General features: G+C 50.2%; 28 protein-coding genes. 10 read left to right on the top strand and 18 right to left on the bottom strand.

The annotated features are described in order from the left end of the window. Nucleotides 1–116: 116 nt before the first annotated feature. The 3 genes from B036_RS0122140 (at nt 117) to B036_RS0122130 (ending at nt 3353) form a co-directional block, all read left to right on the top strand. On the top strand, nt 117–1175 hold the full coding sequence (locus tag B036_RS0122140) for a DUF3667 domain-containing protein (protein WP_157472310.1): 1059 nt from the start codon (nt 117–119) through the stop codon (nt 1173–1175). A gap of 228 nt (nt 1176–1403) precedes the next feature. After that, nucleotides 1404–2633, top strand: coding sequence for a hypothetical protein (locus B036_RS0122135; protein WP_020570929.1), 1230 nt, complete (start codon nt 1404–1406; stop codon nt 2631–2633). 396 nt (nt 2634–3029) lie between these two features. Next, nucleotides 3030–3353, top strand: a complete 324-nt coding sequence (locus tag B036_RS0122130) for a hypothetical protein (RefSeq protein WP_020570928.1) — start codon at nt 3030–3032, stop codon at nt 3351–3353. 58 nt (nt 3354–3411) lie between these two features. Here B036_RS0122130 and B036_RS0122125 read toward each other — a convergent pair whose 3' ends face one another. After that, a complete protein-coding gene (locus B036_RS0122125; RefSeq protein WP_020570927.1) occupies nt 3412–3654 on the bottom strand; it encodes a hypothetical protein in 243 nt (80 codons plus the stop codon). Nucleotides 3655–4366: 712 nt separating this feature from the next. On the opposite strand from B036_RS0122125, the gene B036_RS0122120 reads away from it, so the two are divergent. From B036_RS0122120 to B036_RS0122110, 3 genes are all read left to right on the top strand, one after another. Then, nucleotides 4367–5509, top strand: a complete 1143-nt coding sequence (locus B036_RS0122120) for a serine hydrolase domain-containing protein (protein ID WP_044103560.1) — start codon at nt 4367–4369, stop codon at nt 5507–5509. 442 nt (nt 5510–5951) lie between these two features. Next, a complete protein-coding gene (locus tag B036_RS0122115) occupies nt 5952–6827 on the top strand; it encodes an AraC family transcriptional regulator (RefSeq protein WP_020570925.1) in 876 nt (291 codons plus the stop codon). A gap of 82 nt (nt 6828–6909) precedes the next feature. After that, the gene (locus tag B036_RS0122110; protein WP_026232232.1) at nt 6910–7776 is read left to right on the top strand and encodes an NAD(P)-dependent oxidoreductase; all 867 of its coding nucleotides are present in this window, start codon (nt 6910–6912) and stop codon (nt 7774–7776) included. Here B036_RS0122110 and B036_RS0122105 read toward each other — a convergent pair. Together B036_RS0122105 and B036_RS0122100 are read right to left on the bottom strand one after the other, a co-directional pair. Next, on the bottom strand, nt 7773–8600 hold the full coding sequence (locus tag B036_RS0122105) for a DMT family transporter (protein WP_020570923.1): 828 nt from the start codon (nt 8598–8600) through the stop codon (nt 7773–7775). The genes B036_RS0122110 and B036_RS0122105 overlap by 4 nt on opposite strands. A 187-nt stretch (nt 8601–8787) precedes the next feature. Beyond that, nucleotides 8788–10167: a sodium-dependent transporter gene (locus B036_RS0122100; RefSeq protein WP_020570922.1), complete on the bottom strand. Its 1380-nt coding sequence runs from the start codon at nt 10165–10167 to the stop codon at nt 8788–8790. A gap of 337 nt (nt 10168–10504) precedes the next feature. Here B036_RS0122100 and B036_RS0122095 point away from each other — a divergent pair, with 337 nt between their 5' ends. Next, complete coding sequence (locus B036_RS0122095) at nt 10505–11293, top strand: hypothetical protein (RefSeq protein WP_020570921.1); 789 nt, start codon at nt 10505–10507, stop codon at nt 11291–11293. A gap of 73 nt (nt 11294–11366) precedes the next feature. After that, nucleotides 11367–11555, top strand: a complete 189-nt coding sequence (locus tag B036_RS0122090) for a Uma2 family endonuclease (RefSeq protein WP_020570920.1) — start codon at nt 11367–11369, stop codon at nt 11553–11555. A 4-nt stretch (nt 11556–11559) separates the two neighbouring features. On the opposite strand, the gene B036_RS0122085 is transcribed toward B036_RS0122090, so the two are convergent. After that, nucleotides 11560–12609 (bottom strand): proline iminopeptidase-family hydrolase, encoded by a 1050-nt coding sequence (locus B036_RS0122085; RefSeq protein ID WP_020570919.1) that lies wholly within the window; start codon nt 12607–12609, stop codon nt 11560–11562. Nucleotides 12610–12861: 252 nt separating this feature from the next. Here B036_RS0122085 and B036_RS0122080 point away from each other — a divergent pair, with 252 nt between their 5' ends. Both B036_RS0122080 and B036_RS33740 read left to right on the top strand, forming a co-directional pair. Further along, nucleotides 12862–14418, top strand: a complete 1557-nt coding sequence (locus B036_RS0122080; RefSeq protein ID WP_020570918.1) for an SLC5 family protein — start codon at nt 12862–12864, stop codon at nt 14416–14418. Between the two features lie 29 nt (nt 14419–14447). Continuing rightward, entirely contained in the window at nt 14448–14618 is a 171-nt protein-coding gene (locus B036_RS33740) for an SGNH/GDSL hydrolase family protein (protein WP_157472308.1), read from the top strand. 23 nt (nt 14619–14641) lie between these two features. On the opposite strand, the gene B036_RS0122075 is transcribed toward B036_RS33740, so the two are convergent. From B036_RS0122075 to rpsQ, 14 genes are all read right to left on the bottom strand, one after another. Further along, nucleotides 14642–16030, bottom strand: a complete 1389-nt coding sequence (locus B036_RS0122075) for an MATE family efflux transporter (protein ID WP_020570916.1) — start codon at nt 16028–16030, stop codon at nt 14642–14644. A gap of 172 nt (nt 16031–16202) precedes the next feature. Then, nucleotides 16203–17231, bottom strand: a complete 1029-nt coding sequence (locus B036_RS0122070) for a LamG-like jellyroll fold domain-containing protein (protein ID WP_020570915.1) — start codon at nt 17229–17231, stop codon at nt 16203–16205. Between the two features lie 222 nt (nt 17232–17453). Continuing rightward, nucleotides 17454–18818, bottom strand: coding sequence for a preprotein translocase subunit SecY (gene secY, locus B036_RS0122065; protein ID WP_020570914.1), 1365 nt, complete (start codon nt 18816–18818; stop codon nt 17454–17456). 11 nt (nt 18819–18829) lie between these two features. Continuing rightward, nucleotides 18830–19276 (bottom strand): 50S ribosomal protein L15, encoded by a 447-nt coding sequence (gene rplO / locus B036_RS0122060; protein WP_020570913.1) that lies wholly within the window; start codon nt 19274–19276, stop codon nt 18830–18832. Between the two features lie 146 nt (nt 19277–19422). Then, entirely contained in the window at nt 19423–19602 is a 180-nt protein-coding gene (gene rpmD, locus B036_RS0122055; protein WP_020570912.1) for a 50S ribosomal protein L30, read from the bottom strand. A gap of 60 nt (nt 19603–19662) precedes the next feature. Then, entirely contained in the window at nt 19663–20241 is a 579-nt protein-coding gene (rpsE, locus tag B036_RS30555; protein WP_020570911.1) for a 30S ribosomal protein S5, read from the bottom strand. Between the two features lie 11 nt (nt 20242–20252). Continuing rightward, the gene (rplR, locus tag B036_RS0122045; protein WP_020570910.1) at nt 20253–20606 is read right to left on the bottom strand and encodes a 50S ribosomal protein L18; all 354 of its coding nucleotides are present in this window, start codon (nt 20604–20606) and stop codon (nt 20253–20255) included. A 41-nt stretch (nt 20607–20647) separates the two neighbouring features. Further along, nucleotides 20648–21205 carry a 50S ribosomal protein L6 gene (gene rplF, locus B036_RS0122040; RefSeq protein ID WP_020570909.1) on the bottom strand — a complete coding sequence of 186 codons (558 nt, stop codon included), beginning with the start codon at nt 21203–21205 and terminating at the stop codon, nt 20648–20650. 83 nt (nt 21206–21288) lie between these two features. Next, a complete protein-coding gene (gene rpsH, locus B036_RS0122035) occupies nt 21289–21699 on the bottom strand; it encodes a 30S ribosomal protein S8 (RefSeq protein WP_020570908.1) in 411 nt (136 codons plus the stop codon). A 145-nt stretch (nt 21700–21844) separates the two neighbouring features. Beyond that, a complete protein-coding gene (gene rpsN, locus B036_RS0122030) occupies nt 21845–22114 on the bottom strand; it encodes a 30S ribosomal protein S14 (RefSeq protein ID WP_020570907.1) in 270 nt (89 codons plus the stop codon). Between the two features lies 1 nt (nt 22115). Further along, entirely contained in the window at nt 22116–22679 is a 564-nt protein-coding gene (rplE, locus tag B036_RS0122025) for a 50S ribosomal protein L5 (protein WP_020570906.1), read from the bottom strand. After that, nucleotides 22679–23038: a 50S ribosomal protein L24 gene (gene rplX / locus B036_RS0122020; RefSeq protein ID WP_020570905.1), complete on the bottom strand. Its 360-nt coding sequence runs from the start codon at nt 23036–23038 to the stop codon at nt 22679–22681. The genes rplE and rplX overlap by 1 nt, the downstream gene beginning before the upstream one ends. 19 nt (nt 23039–23057) lie before the next feature. Beyond that, nucleotides 23058–23426 carry a 50S ribosomal protein L14 gene (gene rplN, locus B036_RS0122015; protein ID WP_020570904.1) on the bottom strand — a complete coding sequence of 123 codons (369 nt, stop codon included), beginning with the start codon at nt 23424–23426 and terminating at the stop codon, nt 23058–23060. A gap of 27 nt (nt 23427–23453) precedes the next feature. Next, nucleotides 23454–23903: a 30S ribosomal protein S17 gene (gene rpsQ / locus B036_RS34645; protein WP_020570903.1), complete on the bottom strand. Its 450-nt coding sequence runs from the start codon at nt 23901–23903 to the stop codon at nt 23454–23456. Between the last annotated feature and the right edge of the window lies 1 nt (nt 23904).

The following is a 23904-nucleotide window of genomic DNA, read 5'->3' as shown; positions in this document are numbered from 1 at the left end:
CCACATAAATAGTTAGTGCTCCGTCCCATAATTTTTGATGGTATGGGCTTGGTCTTTTGCCGAATAAACAGGTGCCTTTGTTTAGGGAGGCTTACTTTGCACTAAACTAACCTGGCGTGTCTGATTCCGAAAATAAGATTTCCACATGTCCTAACTGCGCTGAGCCAATGTGGCCCGATGCTGCTTTTTGTCCTGAATGTGGGCAAAAGTCCTACAAGGGGCCGCCAGGTTTCTGGCAGTTGGTTGGAGAGTTTTTCGAAACGGTCTTCAATTTCGACAACCGTTTGTTTCGTACCCTGGCTGCCCTGATGGTCCCCGGCAGATTAACGAACAATTTCCTCTCCGGCAAGCAGAAGCCTTACTTCCACCCCTTGCGGCTCTTCTTCGTAAGTGGGGTGTTGATGGTGGCAACTTACAGCTTCTTAACGACACAGGCCATTGGAGATTCTTTAGAGGTAAGCATGGAAAAGCAAAGATCAGCGGCCTACGAAAGTAAGTTCGGGATCGATTTACTGGCTGGCGTTGATAGTATTAGGACGATCTTCCCCGCACCGGTCGTAGTCGAAGCTACCGACAGCTTAGTCAGGCTACTGAACCTGTCCAAATCCGACTCCATGTCGATTAGTTACCTTGATTACTCTGGTGGACTCGACTTCTCTGGAGAAATAATCATGTTTAACCGGGAGGATTATTCGCTACTGACCCCAACGGAACTAGTGAAGAAATACGAGATTGAGGGTGTATGGAACCAGTACATAATCAAACAGGTCGTCAGGCTCAACCACCTGGGCGTATCGGGGGTGAGTACGTTGATGGGCCAGGCGATTTGGGGATTACTACTTCTGGTTCCACTTTCGGCGGGCCTGCTGAAACTGATCTACATCCGCCACAAACGGAAATACATAGAGCACTTCATTTTCACGTTGCACGTGCATGCGTTTTTGTTTCTGACGCAGTTCCTCGCCGCCCTCGAACTGCTGATCATCGGTACTCCGTGGCTACTTACCCTGAGCAGTATTACCATGGTGATTTATTTCCTGATGGCAATGAAGCGAGTGTACCCACAAAGTTGGATCAAGACCATCATTAAAGCAGTGATACTTAGCTGGGGTTATCTGTTTTTATTACCGTTCGCGATAGCTATTGCGGCGGTAATAGCGGTGCTGCTTTTCTAGTGGTCTTTAGTTTGCCCAACAACTTATTTGGCATCCTGCGGCCGCGCCTGCTTCGAATGCTAATGAGGTAGGTTCTGCCAGACATATTTGGGCGCGATCGCAGGTACAAAAAAGGTTAACAGCGCAAAGCCTGACTGCCTGGATTCATTGATCAGGTCTCCTTCAGTTGTAAACGTATTCTGTACTTATTTTCATCCAACACCCGATTATCATCACTATATTTCGACAATGAACTCTACTGCCCACAATTTAATTGATGCCTATACTAAGATTAAGGAATTTGAATGGGCAGGAACCAATCACAATCCGCCAGAGGGCCTTAATACGCTTGGTAAATTAACGGACGATGTTTTTATCCTTTATCATCTCCGGCGCTATATCCGGTTAAAGACTCACATAAGGGTATGGACTCATCTAAAAGGTGATTGGCAAGAGGAACATTTCAAACTTCTCCTGGATCTGATCAAATTGAATCAGTCACGGATCAAAGTTGATCCATTATTAAATACCTATATCGGACTTTACGATATTATTCGTTTACCCGCAGAGGACCCCGCACAACCTGAGCGGATAAAGAACTTTTTGCAAGAACTTCGGGCCAACAAGAATGAGATTGATGAGGAAGATTGGATCGATGCCTTGAGCAACTTGAGTAGCTACTGTACAACGGCGGAGAATAACGGTTTGCGCCATTATGTGCCATTGGCCTTTTCTACCCGCCTGCTAACGATTGACTACAAGTACGGGATTGACTGGAACGAGGAGGAGGCTAAATACCTACCTTACACGCTCTTCTTCAACACCATAAAACAGGGCCTTGAGGTTCCCAATAAGTTTATTTGGAATAAGCTTGAAATAAGCTTCATTCCCGTAACAGAGCGATACCGCGGCGTACACGATTGGTTACGATTATTCAGTGAGCATTATCGTAACCGACTGGATCCCGCAATTAAGAATTCTATTGTCAGCTACCTCGAGGCACTGATCTGCTTTGACGAACAGGACTACGTAAACGCATACAAGGAATTTGACGAGGTAGCCTCCGTAGGTAATGAAATTATGAATATTGCTGCTCGGATCCTTCGTCTTCAGGTACTGTATATGCTTGCTACTCATCCGGGAACTAAGACAGGCGCCTACGTTACACTATTTATTGGCAAAGTAGATAAGGAGATTAAAAACCTGAACCGTGCGCTGGATTACCTGGAGATGGAAAAGGAGAAGTATCCACCAAAACATGTAGCTAATTTCCGCTGCTGGGTGAAGGCTTATACCATGCTCAGAAGTATGTATTCCACCATCGTGACCAAGGGTAACGCTCCCACACTGGAAGCCCGAAAAAAGCTCTTTGCCCGAAAGAAAGGAAAGCTCCCCCCGACTTATCTGGACTATAATCACCCGCGTAAAGATTGGCTGGAAGACGCTCTGGAACGCTTGGTCCGAACCGGCAAGGGCTAGCCAGATACTGTGGCAAGCGCGAGATACCGCATTATAAATTGTGAAAAATAATTTACTGATAATCAGCATTTTACCAACTACACGGATGCGCTTTTTGCGGCGAATCCAATGAACCAACTCTTTCCATACTGTCCGTTTCTGATTCAAAATAGAACTTTGGCCTAGTGCAAAGATCAACACCTCCTATTCAAGACGGTGCTACCTGAGGCAGTTTAATAACTCGTCGTACCTCTTAATACCTTTAATCAGGATGGGAGGTAGGGTGCACCGTCATTTTAATATGTTCTTATTCTTAATCAACACCTTAGTAGATCCCAGAATTGAACATTAAAAAAACATGTATTTGTTGAGGGTCGGCTGTATTTAAATAGTCGGCTCTCTTTTAATTTTTGTTTCATGATTAACATTACTCTTAAGCGTCGGCAAGATGAGAACCCAGTTGCCGGCCAGAATATCTCCTTAGAGTTTACTGAACCTGCCATGGGTTGGACTAAAGTCCGTTGTACGGACGCCAGTGGTATTGCCAGCTTCCCCGTTGACTCGGGCAAAGGGACGCTTTTTATTAATGGCGGCCGATACCTGAGTGGGTGGCTAAGCGAAAACCTTACGGTATTCATTGACCGACCTGCCCTCCAAATAGCAGACCCTATCCCTTTCCCTCACCAGGACGAAACGCCAGGGTTGGACGCTTCGACACTGGATTGGGAAATATGGGGATAAAAACCACTACTCAGCAATAACCTAACGATTAAAACCCCGTTCGATTTGTTGATCGAGCTTAGGGCTCATCGTACCAGCTAAGGACCTGGTTGACGGTTACCGTAGAAGTGGTCTTATCCTTCCAGGTTACCAGAACCAAGCTCTGTGGATCGAGTGAAACAAGCAGGGGTAAGACCAAAGCTGGCTTCTCTGACTCCGTTGAGCCGGGAGCCGTGAGCATAGAAATATCCTCGACAACCTGAGCGGTTATCGGTGCAGCGGCTGTAAGTACGGCTGCAAAAAATAAAGCACGAAAAAGCATTGTTATAAAATTTGAAGCAGGCCACCGGAGTAATTACTTCCGGTGGTTGCCCCGTTTAGGGGAATGCCTTCCCCGCTCCTTAGTCGGAGGTTGTTCGCGTAACAAAGTGGGCTAACTAAGTGGTGTTGTCCACACGTGCATCATAGTAATCTGTTGAAAAGTGGAGTCATAAACTCCACCTTAATAATCTGTTCAGGATCTTGGTCGGCGGACCCCGCTTCCGCAAGACCGGCTTAAACGGAACGGAAGCCTTGTTGAGGCCCTGCTCTGCCGATGGAAAAGGCAACAAAAGCTCTTTTCCAGGCATACAGGAGGCTGACCGGAGGGAAGCAAAATGCCCTGCCGGATGCCTAAGTCCAGGTGAGTAAATCATATCAATTAGGGATAAACAAGCAAAATCAAAAATGAAAAAGTTTCAGGTGCCGTATTATTTGTCAATAATAATTTCGAATAATCCAAAGGTAAAATCTATGCCATCAGAATGGCCAACCTTGTAGATTTGGCGGCACTCCTTTAGTAATTTCACTTGCTAAAAACGTTACATACGATTGATTATCAATAAAATAGTTTTCACAATAAAAAGAGGCTCCGCTTTAAAAAAGCGACATTCAAATACTCGCAAACGCATAAATTTCAATAGATTATATATAAATAATTGCTTTATAATATGCTTTTATTTAGCTCTATTAGTAAATACTTTACCTTCACGGATATGAGACATGCCTTCCTTTTCGCCCTCCTGCTTTCCACTACACTAAGCGCACAGTACTACCCTACCCCAACTGCCTGGGCCAACAAAACGCCCGCTGAAACGGGACTTGACCCCGCTGCCATCGACAGTGCCATAGTCTTTGCACTGGCCAACGAATACTCCGGTGCGCGCGACCTCCGCCTGGCCATTCTGCAAAGTTTCAGCCGTGAGCCTGACCATGCATTACAGGGACCAACAAAAGAGCGTGGCGGACCAGCCGGGATGATCATCAAGGATGGCTACGTCGTTGCCCAATGGGGAGACACAGAGCGGGTGGACATGACCTTCAGCGTCACCAAAAGCTATCTCTCCACCACTGCTGGCCTGGCTCTGGACGACGGCTTGATCCGTTCCGTTAAGGATACTGTCGCAGACTATGTTTGGGACGGCACCTTCAACGGTGACCACAACGGAAAGATTACCTGGGAGCACCTCCTCCACCAGACTTCCGATTGGTCCGGGGCTCTTTTTGGCCTGTATGACTGGGCCGACCGGCCCGACCGCGACGGAAACCTCGATGAATGGCGGTACCGTAAGTTGCAGGAACCCGGCTCTCAGTTCAAATACAACGATGTGCGGGTCAACGTTCTGGCCTACAGTTTGCTGCAGGTATGGCGACGCCCCCTTCCCGTCGTTATTAAGGAAAGAATCATGGACCCGATTGGTGCCAGCACCACCTGGCGCTGGTACGGTTACGATAACACCTGGGTAAATGTGGACGGGTTGAAGATGCAATCTGTCTCCGGCGGTGGCCACCACGGCGGCGGGCTGTTCGTCAACACCACCGACCATGCGCGCCTCGGCCTGCTCTTTGCCCGAAAGGGCAAATGGGGCGATCGCCAGCTCATTTCCCGTCGCTGGACGGACATGATCCAGACCCCCACCCCGGCCAACGCCAGCTACGGTTATATGTGGTGGCTCAACCAGGGGCCGCGCCAGTGGGAAGGCGTGCCGGACCACCTGTATTATGCTGCCGGCTTCGGGGGTAATTTCATTGTTGTTGACGAACAGGAAGATCTGGTGATCGTTACCCGGTGGCTGGAACCTCGGGAGATTGGGGAAATGGTGCGGAAGGTGTATGCTGGGGTGAAGGCAAATAGGTAGTCAAGCAGTCAGAGAGTGGCTGCCGCACGACTATGCTCCCTGCGTTCGTTTGGGCATTCTTTGTAAAACGAGCTAATATCGCCTGACTATTTGATTGCTTGACTCTCTGACTGCTTGACTAATAAGGGCGCGGACGCAGGATGCAGAGTAAGGTACGTATCACAAATTACAGGTGGCGACCTCAGAGCCGTCCGACCGCCGGCGGCTCGGCCGTTGCCGAAGCTCCGAGCGGCCCGACGGCCTCCGGTCTCAGCAATAGGATCGTCTTCCCGTCGGACGGCTACGCGTAAAGACCCATGGTCTTTCGACGTAGGTCGTCGGGCGGGTCAAAAAGCTTTCTATTTCATTTCTACAATTTGTTGTACTCACAAACTAAGCCCCACCACCATTTTTGGTGTATTGGGACTATTTTGGTACGACCTTCGTCCCGATATTTACGGCTATGATCCTGATTCCACAGCGCCTATTCAACGATAAAAACGTTCGTACTCTGATGCAGGACGGCAATACCTGCATTCTGCACAAGGAATTACCTGAAGCTTTAATTGGTCGGGAGGCCTACGTTTCCAACCACGTTATTTCCGTGGTTCTTGCCGGAGAGCAGCGGATCAAAACCTACGACGACAATGTCATCCACGTCCGTGCCGGCGAACTAGTCTTTCTCCCCCGCGGCGTCTACTACGTAACGGACCTGAAACCCGCTGCGGACAATTTCCGTAGCCTGCTCTTCTATTTCGATGATGAACAAATTCATGCCTTCCTACAGCATTCCCGGGTTATGGAAGCCGACCATCAGGCTGCGCCCGACCATCTGAAATTCGAGCAATTTCCCGCCATCAGCACCTTCGTCCAGTCTTTCCTCGACATCTACGGCAACGGCCGCCACGGCAAGCAGTTCCTGCAGCCTAAGCTCTTGGAATTGTTACACCTGTTGAATGCACAGAGCAATGATAAGGCCTTCGCCGAATTCCTCTTCCGCCTTAGCCTACCCCGCAAGCGGAACATCCGCACCTTCATGGAGGCCAACTACGATAAGCCGCTGAAGATGGAAGACTACGCCTACCTGACCGGGCGTAGCGCCAGCACCTTCCGGCGAGACTTTAAGGCACAGTTCCGGACCACGCCACAACAATGGGTGAAGGATCAGCGCCTCAACAAAGCGCACCAGCTGGCGACGAATCAGGAAATGCCCGTCACCGAAATGGCCTTTGAAGTAGGTTACGACAATGTCTCCTATTTCATCCGGGAATTCCGTAACCGGACCGGCCTGAGCCCAAAGCAGTTTATGCTGCGGCAACACCGGAATAATTTATCCTGACGGATTAATAGCATTCCTACCCGATCCAGACTAGTTCTACCGCGTCTACCTCCAGATCTTTGTGGAACACAAAAACATCACCATGAAGATCACTTTCGCCGGACTCGGTATAATGGGCAGCCGGATGGCTGCCAACCTGCTAAAAAATAATATTGAAATTACCGTTTGGAATCGGACGGTATTGGCTACCTCTCCTCTTCGGGACCTGGGAGCAACCGTTGTCCACACACTCACCGAGGCCGTACAAGATGCAGACATCGTCTTTTCTATGCTTTCCACTCCCGAGGCCATTACCGCCTGTTTTCTAGAAAAAGGCGCTGCGCTCTCCGCCATGCAAGACAGCGCGCTTTGGGTCGATTGTACGACCGTTAACCCATCCTTCAGCCGGAAAGCGGCCAATGCTGCCCGGGCTGCCGGTATTCGTTTTATTGACGCCCCGGTAGCCGGGTCAAAACCACAGGCTGAAGCAGCCCAATTAGCCTTCTTCGTTGGTGCCTCACCGGAGCAGGCAACCGAGATCCAGCCTTACCTTGAGGTTATGGGCGCCAAAGTGATTACCCTCGGTGAGGTCGGTCAAGGTGCTTCCTTTAAGATGCTGGTCAACGTGATGCTGGCACAATCCATGCTAATCTTCTCTGAGGCGGTACTCTTGGGCGAAAAGCTTGGCCTCGACAAGGACTTCCTGCTCAATGTCCTTCCCGGCCTTCCCGTCTCCGCTCCGTTCACCAAATTTAAAGCCGAGATGATCCGGGAAGACAATTACGACGTTCAGTTCCCACTGGAATGGATGCACAAAGACCTGCACTTGGCTGCGCTGACCGCTTATGAAGAAGACCAGCCACTTTACCTCGCGAACCTGACCAAAGAAATCTTTGCTGCTGCACGTGCCGACGGGATGGGACGATTGGATTTTGCTTCCATTCACCGGTACCTGGAGCAAAGAAGTTAAGCTACAGGTGCCTTCCGCATCGTGGCTCGTGCCTCAACAACTACCGCCGAAAGGATTAACGCACCGCCCAGCACGGCCGACCAGCCGGGGATCTCCTGGAAAAAGACCACCCCCATCAAGATGCCGTACACTGGTTGAACGCAGGTTAACAAACTGGCGGTACTCGCCGAGAAATAGCGAAAGCAGCCCAGTAGAAGTGTATGGCCGATAGCCGTGGTCAGAAGGCCGAGCCCTATCAGGTAGGGCCATGCGGCCGCCGGGGGGGCAGTGTTGAAGTAATACCATGTCGGCAGTAGTAGCAACGCGGTGATCCCCGCCTGGTAAGTCATTAGTACCGAGCCCTGGAGCGCATCGATCTGCGTTTTCATTAGAATGTTGCGGAGGGAATACACGAAGGCGGAAAGTAGCCCCAGACATAGGCCCAACGTGGCACCATCGGCCAGATCAAAGCTGGGGGCGAGGAAATAAATGCCGACGATGACCAAAAACGCCAGCAGTAGGTGACGGGGTTGGAATGGTTTTTTGAGCAGCAGCGGTTCCAGCAGGGTCGTCATGGCCGGATAAGTGAAGATGGACAGCATGCCAATGGCTACGCTCGATAACTTCAGCGCGTAGAAATACATCACCCAGTGCCCCATCATCAGCACACCGGAGAGCATGACCAGTTTGAGGCGCTTCGGATCGGCGATCCGGAAACTAAAACCTTTCCACCAGCAAAAGCCCGCCAATAGGAGCATCGCGATGAAAGCCCGCCACCAGACGGCGGGAACGGCATCGACAGGTACGAACCGGCCGAGAATGCCAGAGGTTCCGATGAAGATCATAGCCAGGTTGATCTCGAATAGGTGGCGGGTGCTGGGAGCGATGTTTGTTAGTTTAGTGGTTTATTAGTTCATAGTTCAATAGTTCATAGTTCAGTAGTTCAAAGGGTAGAGACTATGAACTACTAAACGAATAAGGCCCCCTTTGCTTTTCAACTTCTCCGGCACCTGCGTTCGCGCCAAAAAGGCATTAAAGTACCACCATCTTGGCCACCAGCAATAAACCTATCCCGATGGGAATCACGTACCGATAAGCAATCGTCAACCACTTCCGCCATGCGGGAGATACCTTATGTCCGCCAATCTCCAGTTCCTCAAACAAGCCGTCGAGTTTCCAACGCCGCAATAAATAAACGCACAGCAGCAGCGTGCCGATTAACAGCATGATGCTACCGAACCATTCCAGCAGAAAATTAAAGTAGCCCATACTGGGGTCGTTGCCGCCCATTCCCGCAAAGTCCGTCAGCCAGGTCGGGCCGGTGGGCGAGCAGGAAATGACCACCGGCACCGCCAGTACGAAGACCAGAAGACCGAGCACCAGTCCGCCAATACGCCGACTCCAGCCCATTTGAGCCTCCACCGCCCGCAACGCGGGCTCGATCAGGGACACCGCCGAAGTCATGATGGCAATACCAAGCAAAACAAAGAAGGATAAGCCCACCAGCTGCCCCGCTGCGCCGTACGATTTAAAGATTTCCACCAAATTGATGAATACCAGCGGCGGACCATTATATATGTCTCCTTCAATGTTCCCAAGCAATGGTACCACCAGCAAGGCTCCTAAAAGAGCAATGGTGGTATCTAAATGAACGATCAATGGTGCATTTTGCAGCACGTTTTCCTTACGATCGAGGTGGGTGGCAAAAGTCAGCATGGAGGCAGCTCCCAATCCAAGGCTGAAGAACGCCTGCCCCAAAGCGTGCAGAATGGCCAGTTCTCCGGTGTCGGTCGGAACAAATAATGCGTACCAGTCAAAACGAAAGAGATTGGTATAATCTACTGCCTCGGGCCGCAACATCGGCAGGGAAATGATCAGGAAAAGGATTAACACACCAAGTAGTGGCATGGCAAATTTACTTAGCCGCTCTACGCCGGTGTGCAGTTTGCTCGAAGATATGAAGGCGGCCAAAGCTGTAAACAGGCCCGTAAACAACAAGGCCCTTTTGGTCGTACTGATGGCTGCCCCGAAGGCCGGACCTGCGGGTGTTTCGGCCAGTGCCTGGTAATCCGTTAGGTAATGCCAGACATAATCAAGGGTCCACCCCGCCAATACGAGATAAAACGAGGCTACCATGATGGAGGTCAGGATACCTAGCCGTCCGATCCACGCCCACCCCTTTCCATCTCCCTTTCCACGGAAAGCATCGATTGCGTCCGTTCCACTTCGCTTACCGAGGGCATTCTCCAAGATCATCAGGGGAATCCCCATCAATAAGGTGAACCCTACGAAGGCAAGTACATAGGCACCGCCGCCAAAAAAATGGACACGGTAGGGGAATATCACCAGGTTTGCTACCCCGATGGCGGCACCGGCGGAGGCTAGAATATGGCCCGTTTTGCTGAATTTCATAACTGGAGTACGTTTCCCCGACAACCCGGGTGGTGGACAAGATAGTGTCTAGTTGTCGGGTTGTCTAGTGGTTGGGTCATCTGATTAATTTGGGTTCTGACAGATAAAGTACCCGCAAGCGGAGCTATTGCCTGCTCCTGCTCAGAGCAGCTACTTCCGCAAAATTTCCAACAAAGCAGATAAAAACAACAATACTTAAACATCAATTTGATTACAAAAACGCATAATCAGCTGATAAATCAAAAATAAACACACAAAAGTTAAAAATTATTTGTTTCAAATTTGCAAAACACAACACTTAAACCTAAATTTGTAGTAACAACAGCAAGTTTCCAACATGGAACTAACAATTCGAACTTCAAGAAAAGGTACCCGCGTCATCAAGGCCACTGAGCTTCATCGTGCGCTGGGTATTTCTGACCATCATTACCAGACCAACATCCGTCACTGGTTGAAGGACATCTATCAATTCTCTGATGGCATCCGAAAACCAGCCGGGATGAAAGACTACGCCCGTTCTCCTCAATCAAGGGGAGCACTTATGCAAGAGTACTACCTCTCGTTGGAACTTGGCAAAGTCATTGCTTTAGCCTCAAAGTCGAAATTGAAGCAAGCCATAGCCACCAAGCTCAGTAAAGAAGAAGACGTATATCCAGAGCAGGTACAGCTTTCCACTACCGAGACCCTGGAGCTATTGGAACAAGTAAAGGCTATGGCCCGCATCAGCTGTCAGAAAGCCGCCGAAAGCCGGCACCTTGCTCACTACTCCCGCAAACGCGATACCGCCGAATACTGGAACTTCTACCGCCGGGAGCAAATCGTTGGCTGCACTATGGCTGACCTGCGCGAACAGCTCAAGATGCGGGGGCAAAAGATTGCCGCCAAAGCGGATCTGCGGGAACTCATCAACCGTGTTGATCCTTATGACCTGATCCGTATCGGCATCATCGATCATTACGCCGCCATGGGTAATACCCTACCTTACGCACAGCAGCTTGGGAACCTGGCTAAAGAATTGGCCAAACAGCTCCGCCTGGAGATTGTAGACGACCAGCAGGGAGACTTGCTTTTCGCCCCCATCGTTGATGCGGAGGTGGTACGGAAACTGCAGCGGGTGGCGGCTTAGCGTATATTCCTTCCCCGAATAAGCCTTTTCATTACTCTTTGTCGTTGTACTTTTAAGAAAGTGATACACCCGCATGTCTATTACCGTACAACTTCCTCCTGACCAACTCGCAACCTTGAGTTTCAACCGTAAGCGCAGCTTACCTGAATTCGCCATTTTTTGCGCCCAAAATCCGGACTTGGAAGTAGAACGAGAAGCTGATGGTAAAATCACAATTATGTCACCTGTTGGCTTTTTATCCGGTCGGCGCAAAGCAGACTAATAGGTTACCTCTGTTCCACCGAATTGATCCATCCAATAAGGCCATCAAAGTAAGTCTGCTGGTCATCGTAGAAGCTCATATGGCTTCCCGTCGGACAATGTACATGGCTCCCATCCGGAAACTCGCTCGCGATTTCGCGCATGTGCTCTGGGTCCATAGTGTCGTACTTCCCGCCAATCGTTAACACTGGAATGGTGACCTTAGGTAGATCCTTACGACGGTCCCAGGTGAGTAAGGATGCATCGCCCCGAATTCCAAATTCACTCGGTCCTTGCATGCCCACGTAGATCTGACCATTTAGCCTGTCAAAGCCGCGGTTCACCGGCTCCGGCCAATCCTCCAGGGGCATTCGTAAAACATGCCTGGGGTAATAATTATTCATAATGGTGCTGATGTAGCCAGGATTGTCAAAGTCCCCCTTAGCTTCATAAGCTTTGATTGCGGCTAGGGTATCCGGGTTCAGCTGAGGCCCCAGTACTTCATCGGCATACTTGTTGTAATCAGGAATGGAAACCATCATATTACTGATGATCAATCCATTCATCTTATCCTGGTGCTTCAGCGCATATTCAAGTCCGAGAATACCTCCCCAGCTGTGTCCCAGGATATAGAAGTTGTCTTTGGTCAGGTTAAGTGCTTTACGAACCTGTTCAACTTCGTCGACGAATCGGTCGATCGTCCAAAGGCTGGGGTCAGAAGGGACATCGCTCAGGCGGGAACCCAGCTGATCGTAGTAATAGTACTCTATTTCAGCGCCGGGAAAATAGCTGTCAAAGCATTCTAAATAGGCGTGGTTGGCTCCGGGGCCACCGTGCAACAATAGTACCTTTACGTCAGGATTATTACCCGTTCGTTTCGTCCATACTTTGAAATTGCCCAGGGGCGTAGTGATTGGAATCATCTTTGCCCCTCCGCTGAATTGATCGGTGGGAACGTTAGAGAGGTCGTGGTAAAGTTGCAGTGCAGGCCTTGGCCCAAACTCATCAGCAATCGTTTCAGTCTGTTGATTGCAGGAAAACAGACTGAGGAGGGCAAGTGCGATTAGTAGTCTCATGTTATAGTGAATTTCTTAGCGTAAGATAAGGCCATCTTTTGGTTGCTACAGCCTGCTTAATGGAAAGGCTATTCTGTATGTAACAAATTGTATAAATGGGTTGGCATCTCCGGCCCTCATGGCTTGGTGGGCTTGTTCCCCGGCACTTCTGCCGGTTGATAAGAAGGGGTCGGCACAATTGCCGTGGAGCAAAATACACACGGCCACTACCCTCCGACTTTGAGCTTGTTGATACGTATTACCTTGCGGCCTATGCTTGACCTTTTAATCGTAGCGCTTTACTTCATCGCCATCATGGTAGTCGCCCTTGCTGGCCGGTCGAAAGCCGAAGAAGTAAGTACTGAAAGTTATTTCCTGGCTGGCAGGAACCTGCGTTGGCCTTCCGTGGCGATGTCTACCATTGCTACCAACATTCAGGGTTATCAATTTCTTGGAATGATGGGTTCTGCCTACCTGTACGGACTGGCACAGGCAAATCTTGAGATCAACGCGGTACAAGGAATTTTACTTGCGGCCTTCCTCTTTGTCCCAATGTACCTGAGTGAGAAGATCATCACTATTACGCAGTTCATCGAAAAGAAAATTGGGCCAAAAGTGGCACTGGTTTACAGCCTCGCAAACCTTGCGCTCTTTGCCACCGTAACCCTTGGTGGCGCCCTTTTTTGGGGCGCCTACGCAGCGGACCTGGTCTTTGGAGAATACTTCACTTTCATCAGTGATATCCGGATGATTCGGGTCGGGGTACTGGTCATTGCGTTGGGTGTTTTCTCCGCCATTTATACTTATTTAGGTGGTCTTGCGGCGGTGGTAAAAACGGACATCATTCAGTTTGCTATTCTGTTGTTAGGCGGGATCGTGGTAACATTGGTTGCGGTACACCATCTTGGCGGATGGTCTCAGCTCTATGAAAAAACGCCACAATTAATGCATCTTCACCTTCCTGCGGACCACCCTAAATTACCCTGGACCCTATTGTTCGGTCTGTTTTTCCTCAACATCAATTACTGGTGTGCCAACCAGGCGGTTGTACAGCGAAGCCTCGCTGCCCGGAGCCTGCGCGAAGCGCAAGTGGGCCTCATGGTCGGCGGTGTTACCAAATACCTCATGGCCGTCATCATTATTGTTCCCGGTGTCGCGCTTTACGGCATACTGGCGGAGCAGGGAACACCACTGGATGATCCCGACGGAGCCTTCCCCTATATCGTAAACAACTACCTGCCGGTCGGCGTAAAGGGCATCATCCTGTGCGCGCTATTCGCCAGTTTGATGTCTACGGTAGATTCTACTTTCAATAGCCTCGCCACCCTTTGGACGGTCGACGTCTACAAGCGGTATTTGCGGCCCCAGGCTACCGAAAGTCAAATGGTCGCTACCGGAAAACGGACGATCCTTGTCACGCTCCTTACGGGTATTGCCATGGGGTTAACGCTTATGTACCTCAAGTTAAATAACCCGGGAGACGCCTTTACGCATACGCTCAACGAGTTACGTTACTACATCAATTGCGGCATAGTGGTGGTCATTTTATCGGCTGCCTTATTGATCGTTCGGGCGCCGAAAGTTACCTTATTTGCCTTCCTTGCCTCTACGCCGTTAAATCTGGCCATTAAATATTTCGTTCCGGAAATGAATTACTTCGTCCGTGCCGGGGTAGTTATAATGGCCCTGTTCGTATTCTTGCAGTTATTACCGGGCCGCAATAGCTTACGGCCATTTAGGGAACTTTTTGTGGCTGACAGCAAATCCTCTGCCTGGCTAGGGCTTGGGTTGGCTCTTTCTTTACTGGTTTTGCATCTTGTCTTTCATTAGGGCGCGGCCGCAGGTGCAGTGCAGGTTAAGTGCAGTCATTTGCCCGGCATGGCGTTGGTTTGGCCGATAGTTACGCCACTTTCCAGCAGGCAGTAGTTAAAGGAACATCGTTAGAAGAGCTGATGGCCCAGGGTAATCATCCTAATGCTAAAGGCCATGACTTGATCTCCGACCTCCTGTTTTCCTTTTTAAAGGAGTAGTCCTGGCGTCAATGAATACCGACTTAAACCGTGGTCTCCTTCCACTTCCCTCGTGCAAAAAACCACAGTGCGAGCGCAGAGAGAACAACCTCTGCAATCACTACTGCAGAGACGACACCTTTCACTTCATACCCGAGTTCCTGGCCCAGCCAAAAGCCCAAAGGAATTTCGATCAGCCAAAAGCAGATAAAGTTTAGCCACATCGGGGTCCTGGTGTCTCCTGCTCCGTTTAAGGCTTGTACGGGAATCATCCCGACACCGAAGAAGACATAGCCGATAGCAAAGGCCTGCAGTGCGTTGATCCCATAGCTGACCGCCCTTGCTTCTTCAACGAATCCTTGCACCAGCGGCCGCGCCAGAAAAAAATAAAAAATTGACAGGACGCCAAAATATATAGCCGTGATTTTTAAGGTTACCCATACTCCCCTCTCTGCTCTCTCGGGCTGGTTTGCTCCAAGGCTCTGCCCCACAAATGTCGCCGCAGCATTAGCCAGGCCCCAGGCGGGTAACATCGTAAAGAGAATGAGGCGAATGGCTACGGTATACCCAGCCACCGCCGCATCACCAAACCCCGCAACGATGCGCATCAGGAATACCCAACTCGCCGAGGCGATGAGGTACTGAAAAGCGCCCGTAGAGGCAATCCGGCCAATCCGCTGTTGCATTACCCAGTCTATCAACCAGGCTTTAGCGCCCATCTTGATCACGGATTTATCTCCGAAAAGCAGGTACAGTTGGTAGGCTACGCCCACCCCCCTTCCAATCGAAGTAGCGATGGCAGCCCCTTCCACTCCGAATGCAGGAATCGGCCCAAGGCCAAAAATAAAAATCGGGTCCAACACGATGTTGATCCCATTTGCTAACCACAGTACACGCATCGCTTTGGCCGCTTCCCCTGCGCCACGAAATACGCCGTTGACTACAAATAGCAACATGATAACCACATTGGTAGCAAACATAATTCTGGTGTACCCCACTCCCTGTTTGATTACCGCCTCGCTCGCTCCCATCAGAGCAAGCAAGTCCTCGGCATAGATAAAGCCGGGCACGGCAACGAGTAAACTGACGAAAATGCCTAGCAAAATAGCTTGCCCAGCCGCTTTACCTGCCTGAGCCGGGTTTTTCTCCCCGATGAATCTGGCCACCATCGCCATCGGGGCCGTGCTTAAACCGATGGCTACGCTGTATACCAGGGTCAGCATCACTTCGGTAAGCCCAATTGTGGTGAGCGCCTCGGTTCCAATTCTACCAACGAAGTAAGTGTCTACGAGCGCGAATATTGACTCCATGGCCATCTCCAGCATCATCGGTATTGCCAATAAGACAATTGCCTTTGGTATACTGATGGCCGTAAGGTCAAATTGTTTTCCACGAATGGCGTCCCCCAATAGGGTCCAAATCTTTCGGCGCATCTTGGCAGAACGTGTTATGTTGTCGGGCCTATGTCCCGCTAATGGTAAAGGGAGATCTTCCCCTTTAAAGTTGCAAGCTATCCACAAAATCGAATAAAACGCCAAAGATTAAGCGCCCTCTCTGAAATCAGAGAGGGCGCTTGCAGTGTTGATGTCAGGGCTCAACGAGGATTTACCGCACCAGAAGTGCAGCAGAGGTTAGTCGGACGCCATCTGTCAGGGAAACCGTGTAGGTTCCCACTTTCAGGTTTTGCCCCAAGGCAATACGCCCCTGGTGGCCATCGAATTCGCGGCTGAGGACCACCCGGCCCAAAGCATCCGTAACGTTCACCTTAAGTTGAGCGGAAACGGGGAAGACGGATTGGTCAATATCAATCTGGACATCCTGGCCCGTAGCAACAGGGTTAGGGAACAGACGTGCACCGTCATTCACTACTACCTCACGGGTAGCAGTTGGAAATTGCTGAGACAACAGGAAAATTTCCCTGTCAGTAAGCACCCGGTTATAGAAGCGCAGGTCGTCCATCAGTCCGTCGAAAGTCTGCGTCCCTGTAGTAAAGGTCAGGTGGTGGCCTACCACGTATTCTCCACAGGAGTTTTCCGCATTGGTGGTTCCTGGGAAAGTATCCCGGCTGAACTCAGCACCGTTGACGTAAAACGCCCATTCCCGAATTTCCGGGTCAACGGTAAGTGTCAGGTGAATCCAGGTATCCGCCATATCCAACTTGTATCCAGTACGGTTTGGACGACCGGCGAAAAAGGAGATCAAACTGTCCGGATCGCTGTTTCCAGTTGGGTCCTGGCGGTAGAGTACCACCCGGCCACGGTTATTGTCTTCAGGGCCACAGCCGTTCTTCTGCGCGAGGTAGTTTTGACGGTCGGTCATCAGCGGAGCATCGCGATGATTGACGAACATGGAAAAAGTTCCGGCGGTGCCGCCGTCTGCCTCAGGCCCTACCTGGAGTTTCTCTCTGGGCGTAAGGAAATAGGCTTCTTCAGTGAAGAAGCGTACGGCTTTGCCGCCTGCCAGCCCATCAGCGAACGTAAGGTTGCCATTGTTGTCCGCGGTAATTCCGGAGATGGTATCCGTGAGGTTGCCGTCCAAAGGATAGTGCATGACCAGGCCTGCCTGGAGGTCCTGGGCACCTAAGCTAAAGCTGCAAAGCAGGGCCAGGGAAAAAAGTGTAAATAACGATTTCATATTAAGTGATTGTAGAGCGAAAAAAAACTTCTCTTCAAAAAAACCAATGAACGCAAACTCATTAAAGAGAAGGTATTATTTATTCTAAAGGAAATGCTAAGGTACAAGTTCGTGCGTAATTCACAATATTATCAAGGTTTAACATTCTCAATTACTTAAATACAAAACGCCCTCTCTGAAATCAGAGAGGGCGTTTGATCACCATCCATAGGTGAAGAACTGTTAGAAGTCAGCACCAAGGCTCTGCATCCGGCTTCCACCGCTGCGGCCTTCGAGACGACCATCTTTAACCAGACCATCATACTTGCGCATGAGTAGGTAGCTTTCAATTTGCTGCAGTGTATCGAGTACCACACCAACCATGATGATCAGGGAAGTACCACCGAAGAAGATAGCAAACTGCTGGTTGACACCAAGACCAGCAACGAGTGCAGGAAGGATGGCAATCAAACCGAGAATGATGGAACCTGGAAGCGTAATACGACTAGTGATTGCATCAATGTATTCTTCTGTTTCGGCACCACCACGAACACCAGGAATAAACGCATTCTGACGACGCAGGTACTCCGTGTACTGACCAGGGTTCACCACCAATGCCGTGTAGACATAAGTGAAGACCACTACCAGAATGAAGTAAACAATGTTGTAGAGTGGTGACGTAAAGTCGTTGAACTGTTGAACGAGCCAACTGGTTTGTCCACCGGCACCAAAACCTGCTAGGCTTACGGGCAACATCATCAGGGCCTGAGCGAAGATAATCGGCATTACACCGGAAGCATTCACTTTCAGGGGAATGTAGTCGCGTTCTGTACGGGAAGGAGCGGCTCCCTGGCCACGGCCTACCATTCGCTTGGCGAATTGCAGTGGAATCTTACGTACACCAGTTACAACCATTACGGTTACCATGGTCACGAAGAAGAAGCCGAACATTTCGAGTGCGAAGAGTAACAGGCGGTCAGATTTGTCTACCAATTCGAAGCCGAAAGCGGTAGGTAGTCCAACAATGATACCTACTGTAATCAGTAAGGAAACACCGTTACCTATACCCCGGTCGGTGATCCGTTCACCGAGCCACATCGCGAAGATGGTACCCGTGGAAAGGATAATAATACCGGAGAGCCAGAAGATAGATTCATCTACCTGGGAACTCATACCACCGTTGCTCTTAATGTAAGTCAGGTAACCGGCACCCTGAACCAGGGTAATAGCCACCGTAAGGGCGCGGGTAATCTGGCTTAGTTTCTTACGACCGGACTCTCCTTCCTTGCTTTGTAGGCGCTGGAAGTAAGGAACGGCAAAGCCGAGCAGCTGGACAATGATACTTGCCGTAATGTACGGCATGATACCAAGAGCCATGATGGAAGCATTGTTAAATGCACCACCTGTAAACAGATTGATCAACCCAAGGAGGTCATTACCACCACCCTGGCTGGCGATTGATGCCGTCAGTGCATCCACATCAGCACCAGGAAGCACGATGTAAGAACCCAGACGGTAAATTGCGATCAACAGTAAGGTGAACAGGATCCGCTTACGCAATTCCTCGATCGACCACATGTTTTTAAGCGTTTCAAAAAACCTCTTCATGGGTGCTTATTTTAGGAGATGGTAATGGAACCGCCTGCTTTTTCAACGGCTTCTTTTGCCTTGGCTGAAGCGGCGTGGGCCGTCAGTGTCAGGGCAGAAGTAAGCTCGCCGGTAGCAAGTACCTTAACCAGATCATTCTTTTTAATGATACCGGCAGCGTACAGGGCGGCTGGGGAAATTTCCGTCAGGCCGTGCTTCTCACTGATGGCCTGGAGGCGATCAAGGTTGAGAGCAACGTACTCCGTACGGTTCGGGCTGTTAAAGCCACGCTTTGGTAGGCGGGTTGCAAGTGGCATCTGACCACCTTCAAAATTGCGCTTACTTTTGTAACCGCTGCGAGATTTGGCACCCTTATGGCCACGGGTGGAGGTACCACCACGGCCGGATCCCTGACCACGAGCAATTCGCTTTCCGGACTTCGTAGCGCCGGCGGCTGGTTTGAGATTATTCAGTTCCATTACGGACTTATTTTTAAAAAGCTTAGGGCGGGGACGCAGGTGCAGTGCAACAAACGTTCCAGCAGTGCCATTCTGTCAGCGGAGTGTCATCCTGTCAAACGTCATACAACTTATTGACGAATCGCTCAACTGACTATTTGGCTGCCTTAGGCTTCTTCAACTTTAACGAGGTGGCTTACTGCCTTGATCATACCTTGGATTACCGGAGTATTCTCCTTCTCCACGGTTTGGTGCATCCGCTTCAGGCCGAGGGCCTGGATCGTCGCCTTTTGTTTCTTCGGGCGGTCGATCACGCTTTTGACCTGGGTAATTTTAACCTTTGCCATGTTGACTTATTGTTTTCTGTTGTTAGGAATTGCCCAGAGAGCGGGCTTAAGTCCGGAAGACTACCCTTCGAACAGTTTTTCCATGGAAATACCCCGCTGCTTAGCAATCTCCATCGGGCTGCGGAGCTTCTTCAGCGCATCGATGGTAGCCTTAATCACGTTATGTGGGTTAGAAGAACCCTGTGACTTGGCCAGTACATTGTGAACACCTGCGATATCGAGAACGGCACGCATGGCACCACCGGCGATTACACCGGTACCCTCGGAAGCTGGCTTGATGAGTACCTTACCGGCACCGTACTTACCCAACTGCTCGTGTGGGATTGTTCCCTTATGCAGTGGCACTTTGATCATGCTCTTACGAGCATTATCAGTAGCCTTCTGGATGGCTTCGGAGATGTCCCGTGCCTTACCAGCACCAGAACCTACCTTGCCTTTTCCGTCACCTACTACAACGATTGCAGCAAAGGTAAACGTACGACCACCCTTTGTTACTTTGGATACCCGGTTAAGGGCAACCATTTTTTCGCGCAGTTCCGGTTCGGAGTTTTGGTCTTTGTTATTACGACCACCGCGGCGGTCATTGTCACGGCGGTTGCGGCCTCCACCACTGCCACCTGAATTTCTGTTATCAGCCATTGTAGTGTTATTTAAAATTTAAGGCCACCTTCGCGAGCACCTTCTGCCAGCGCTTTGACCCGTCCGTGAAAAAGATATCCTCCCCGGTCGAAGAGAACTTTGCTTACACCTGCAGCAGCACCGCGTTCAGCAATCAATTTGCCTACCGCAGTTGCCTGCTCAGCTTTGTTGCCTGAGTTTGCTACAGAAGCTTCAAAGCTTGAAGCCTGTGCAAGAGTTACACCGTTGACGTCATCGATCAATTGGGCGTAAATAAATTTATTAGAGCGGAAGACGTTCAGTCGGGGTTGCCCGGGCGTACCGGAAATGTTCCGACGGACGCGGCTGTGAATCCGCTTTCTCCGCTTAAGTTTTGTGAGTTGCATTGCTAATTTTTTTTGATTCCCCCTCTGGGGATTAGGGGATCTTACTTCTTAGCGGCGGTCTTACCAGCCTTACGACGAAGTTCTTCTCCAACAAACTTGATACCTTTTCCTTTGTAAGGTTCAGGCTTACGGAAGGCGCGAATCTTAGCGGCGATTTGGCCGATAAGCTGCTTATCCATACTCGTTAACTTAACGATTGGAGCCTTACCCTTAGCACTGATGGTCTCTACCGATACTTCCTGGGGAACCATGAAGTAGATCGGGTGGGAAAACCCAAGCGTGAGGATCAACAGGTTGCCATTGTTTTCAGCACGGTAACCTACACCTACTACCTCAAGACTGAGTTCGTAGCCATTGGTCACACCTTCCACCATGTTGGCAATCAGCGACCGGTAAAGACCGTGGAAGCTGCGGTGACGCTTGCTATTAGAAGGGCGAGTAACGGTGATTTCACCATCCTCGATGTTGATTCCCATGTCAGGGCTAACCTGTTGGGTAAGTTCCCCTTTAGGGCCCTTTACGGTCACCAGGTTTCCTTTGCTCACGTCAATAGAGACGCCGGAAGGGAAGCTGATGGGATTTTTGCCAATTCTGGACATATCCTGTTGATTTAATTGCCTTATGAAGTCAGTTATAAAACCCAGTGGGTTACAGACCTCTGCAGGAGTTTACTTAAGATTGATTAGTATATGTAGCACAGTACTTCGCCGCCGACATTGTCTTTCCGTGCCTGCTTCTCGGTCATCAGACCATGAGAGGTAGAAATGATGGCGATTCCCAGGCCGTTGATTACTCTGGGGAGAGCATCAGCTTTTACGTACTGACGCAGACCCGGCTTAGAGATGCGAATGAGCTTACGAATAACAGGACGCTTGCTGTCCTTCTCGTATTTGAGGGCAATGGAGATTTCTCCCTGCTTACCCTTACCTGCTTCATCGTCGAACTTGTACTTCAGGATATATCCCTGATCGTATAAAATTTCAGTCATACGCTTCTTAGTCTTAGAAGAAGGAATGATGACGACTCGGTGACCAGCGATTTGCGCATTACGCAGGCGGGTCAGGTAGTCAGCAATTGGATCCGTTACGGCCATTACTATTGATATTGCGCTTCGGGGTATTCCAGTATAAGGAACCTACGGAGCTGTTAAAAAAAGTGGCAAATTGCAGAAGGCAAATTGCTTAATGTTTTTGTTTACAAGCTTCAGGTTTAAAAACCCAAGACTTATAAGCGGTTGCTTACCAGGAAGCTTTGCGAATTCCGGGGATCTGACCGTTAAGTGCCAATTCACGGAACTTAACACGACAAAGGCCGAATTTACGCATGTAGCCTTTTGGACGTCCCGTCAGTCCACAGCGGTTGTGCAGGCGAATGGGGTTAGAGTTTCGAGGGAGCTTATCCAGCTCGTCCCAGTTACCTTCAGCTTTGAGCGCAGCACGCTTTTCAGCATACTTGGCAACCATGCGTTGCCGCTTGTTTTCGCGGGCAATCAGTGATTTACGAGCCATCTTAGTTCGCGTTATTTTGGTTCTTGAATGGAAGACCGAGGGCCTTCAAGAGAGCAAGTGATTCAGCGTCGGTTTCAGCGCTGGTTACGAACGAAACGTCGTAACCGGTGATGTTTGCCACATCATCCAGACTGATTTCCGGGAAGATAATCTGCTCGGTGATGCCCATGGTGTAATTGCCACGGCCGTCGAAGCTCTTATCGTTGATGCCGCGGAAGTCACGTACCCGTGGAAGGGCCGTAGAGATCAGGCGGTCAAGGAAATCATACATCTTCTCACGACGAAGCGTTACCTTGGCACCAATGCCCATATCTTCACGAAGACGGAAGTTAGAGACTGATTTCTTGGACTTCGTGATCACAGATTGTTGACCAGCTACCAGAGACATCTCCTTCATTGCGTTCTCAACAAGCTTACGATCCTGCGTAGCTTTACCTACACCCTGATTGATGCAGATTTTAAGGAGACGAGGAATTTGCATGGGACTGCTGTAGTTGAACTGCTCTTGCAGTGCAGCTCTTACTTCCTCGTCGTACTTTTTCTTAAGTCTTGGCGTGTAGCTCATTACTTGATGATATTACCGTTACGCTTTCCGAAACGCGCCAACTTTCCGTTTTCACCCTCCTTGCGTCCTACGCGAGTTGGCTGATTGTCGGAATCGACGAGCATCAGATTGCTAATGTGAATGGAGGCCGCTTTGTCAACGATACCTCCCTGATCGGTTTCAGTCGGTTTTTGGTGCTTCTTGCGGATGTTCACGCCATCGACGATTGCGCGGTTGTCCTGGGGAAGAACCTGAAGAACTTCACGTGGCGTGGAGCGGTCCTTATCGGCACCAGCGATGACCACGACCATGTCACCCTTCTTGATTTTGAGCTTCGGCGCGTGGCGCTTCTGCTTATCCTTATAGGTCTTGTTAGCCATTGGAAATTATTTTGGTGCCCTAGATTACTTCAGGGGCTAGTGAAACGATCTTCATGTAGTCGCGGTCGCGAAGTTCGCGAGCCACGGGGCCGAAGATGCGGGTACCGCGTGGCTCCTCACTTGCGTTGAGGAGAACTACGGCGTTGTCATCAAAACGGATGTACGAGCCATCCTTACGGCGGATTTCTTTCCGTGTCCGTACTACTACGGCACGGGATACTGTACCTTTTTTTACGTTGCCGCCTGGTGAAGCTTCCTTAACCGTCACGACGATCTGGTCGCCGATGCTGGCGTAGCGACGCTTTGAGCCGCCCAGTACGCGAATACAGAGTACCTCTTTGGCACCGCTGTTGTCGGCTACGCGCAACCGTGATTCCTGTTGGATCATGCTATGCTAATTTGAACGATTAATGAATTACTTGGCTTTCTCCAGGACAGTCACCAGACGCCAGCGCTTACGGCGGCTAATCGGGCGGGTCTCCATGATCTTGACAAGGTCGCCGATCTGGCATTCGTTGTTCTCATCGTGTGCGATGAGCTTTTTTGATTTCTTTACGTACTTGCCGTAAATAGGGTGCTTCAACCGGCGTTCGATCACCACAGAAATGGTTTTATCCATCTTGTTGCTGGCGACCAGACCAATCCGCGTTTTGCGCTCGTTACGGCCAGTATCCTCAGCCTCCTCTTCAGGAGCGAAGTAGTTGGTAACTGTTTCCGCTGCATCGGTTACCGTTTCGGCTACCGCAGTTGCGGTATTCTCAACGGCTCCTACGGCGGTGCCTACAGCTTCGGCTACGGTTTCCAGCACGGTTGGGGTTGTCTCTTCGACAGTGCCTTCCTGCTCTTTATTTTCCTCGTTGCTCATG

Origin of the sequence: Neolewinella persica DSM 23188, assembly GCF_000373105.1 — a bacterium.
Classification (GTDB): Bacteria; Bacteroidota; Bacteroidia; order Chitinophagales; family Saprospiraceae; genus Neolewinella; species Neolewinella persica.
The sequence above is the reverse complement of the archived record's forward strand: the minus strand, read 5'-3'. Positions and strand labels throughout refer to the sequence as shown.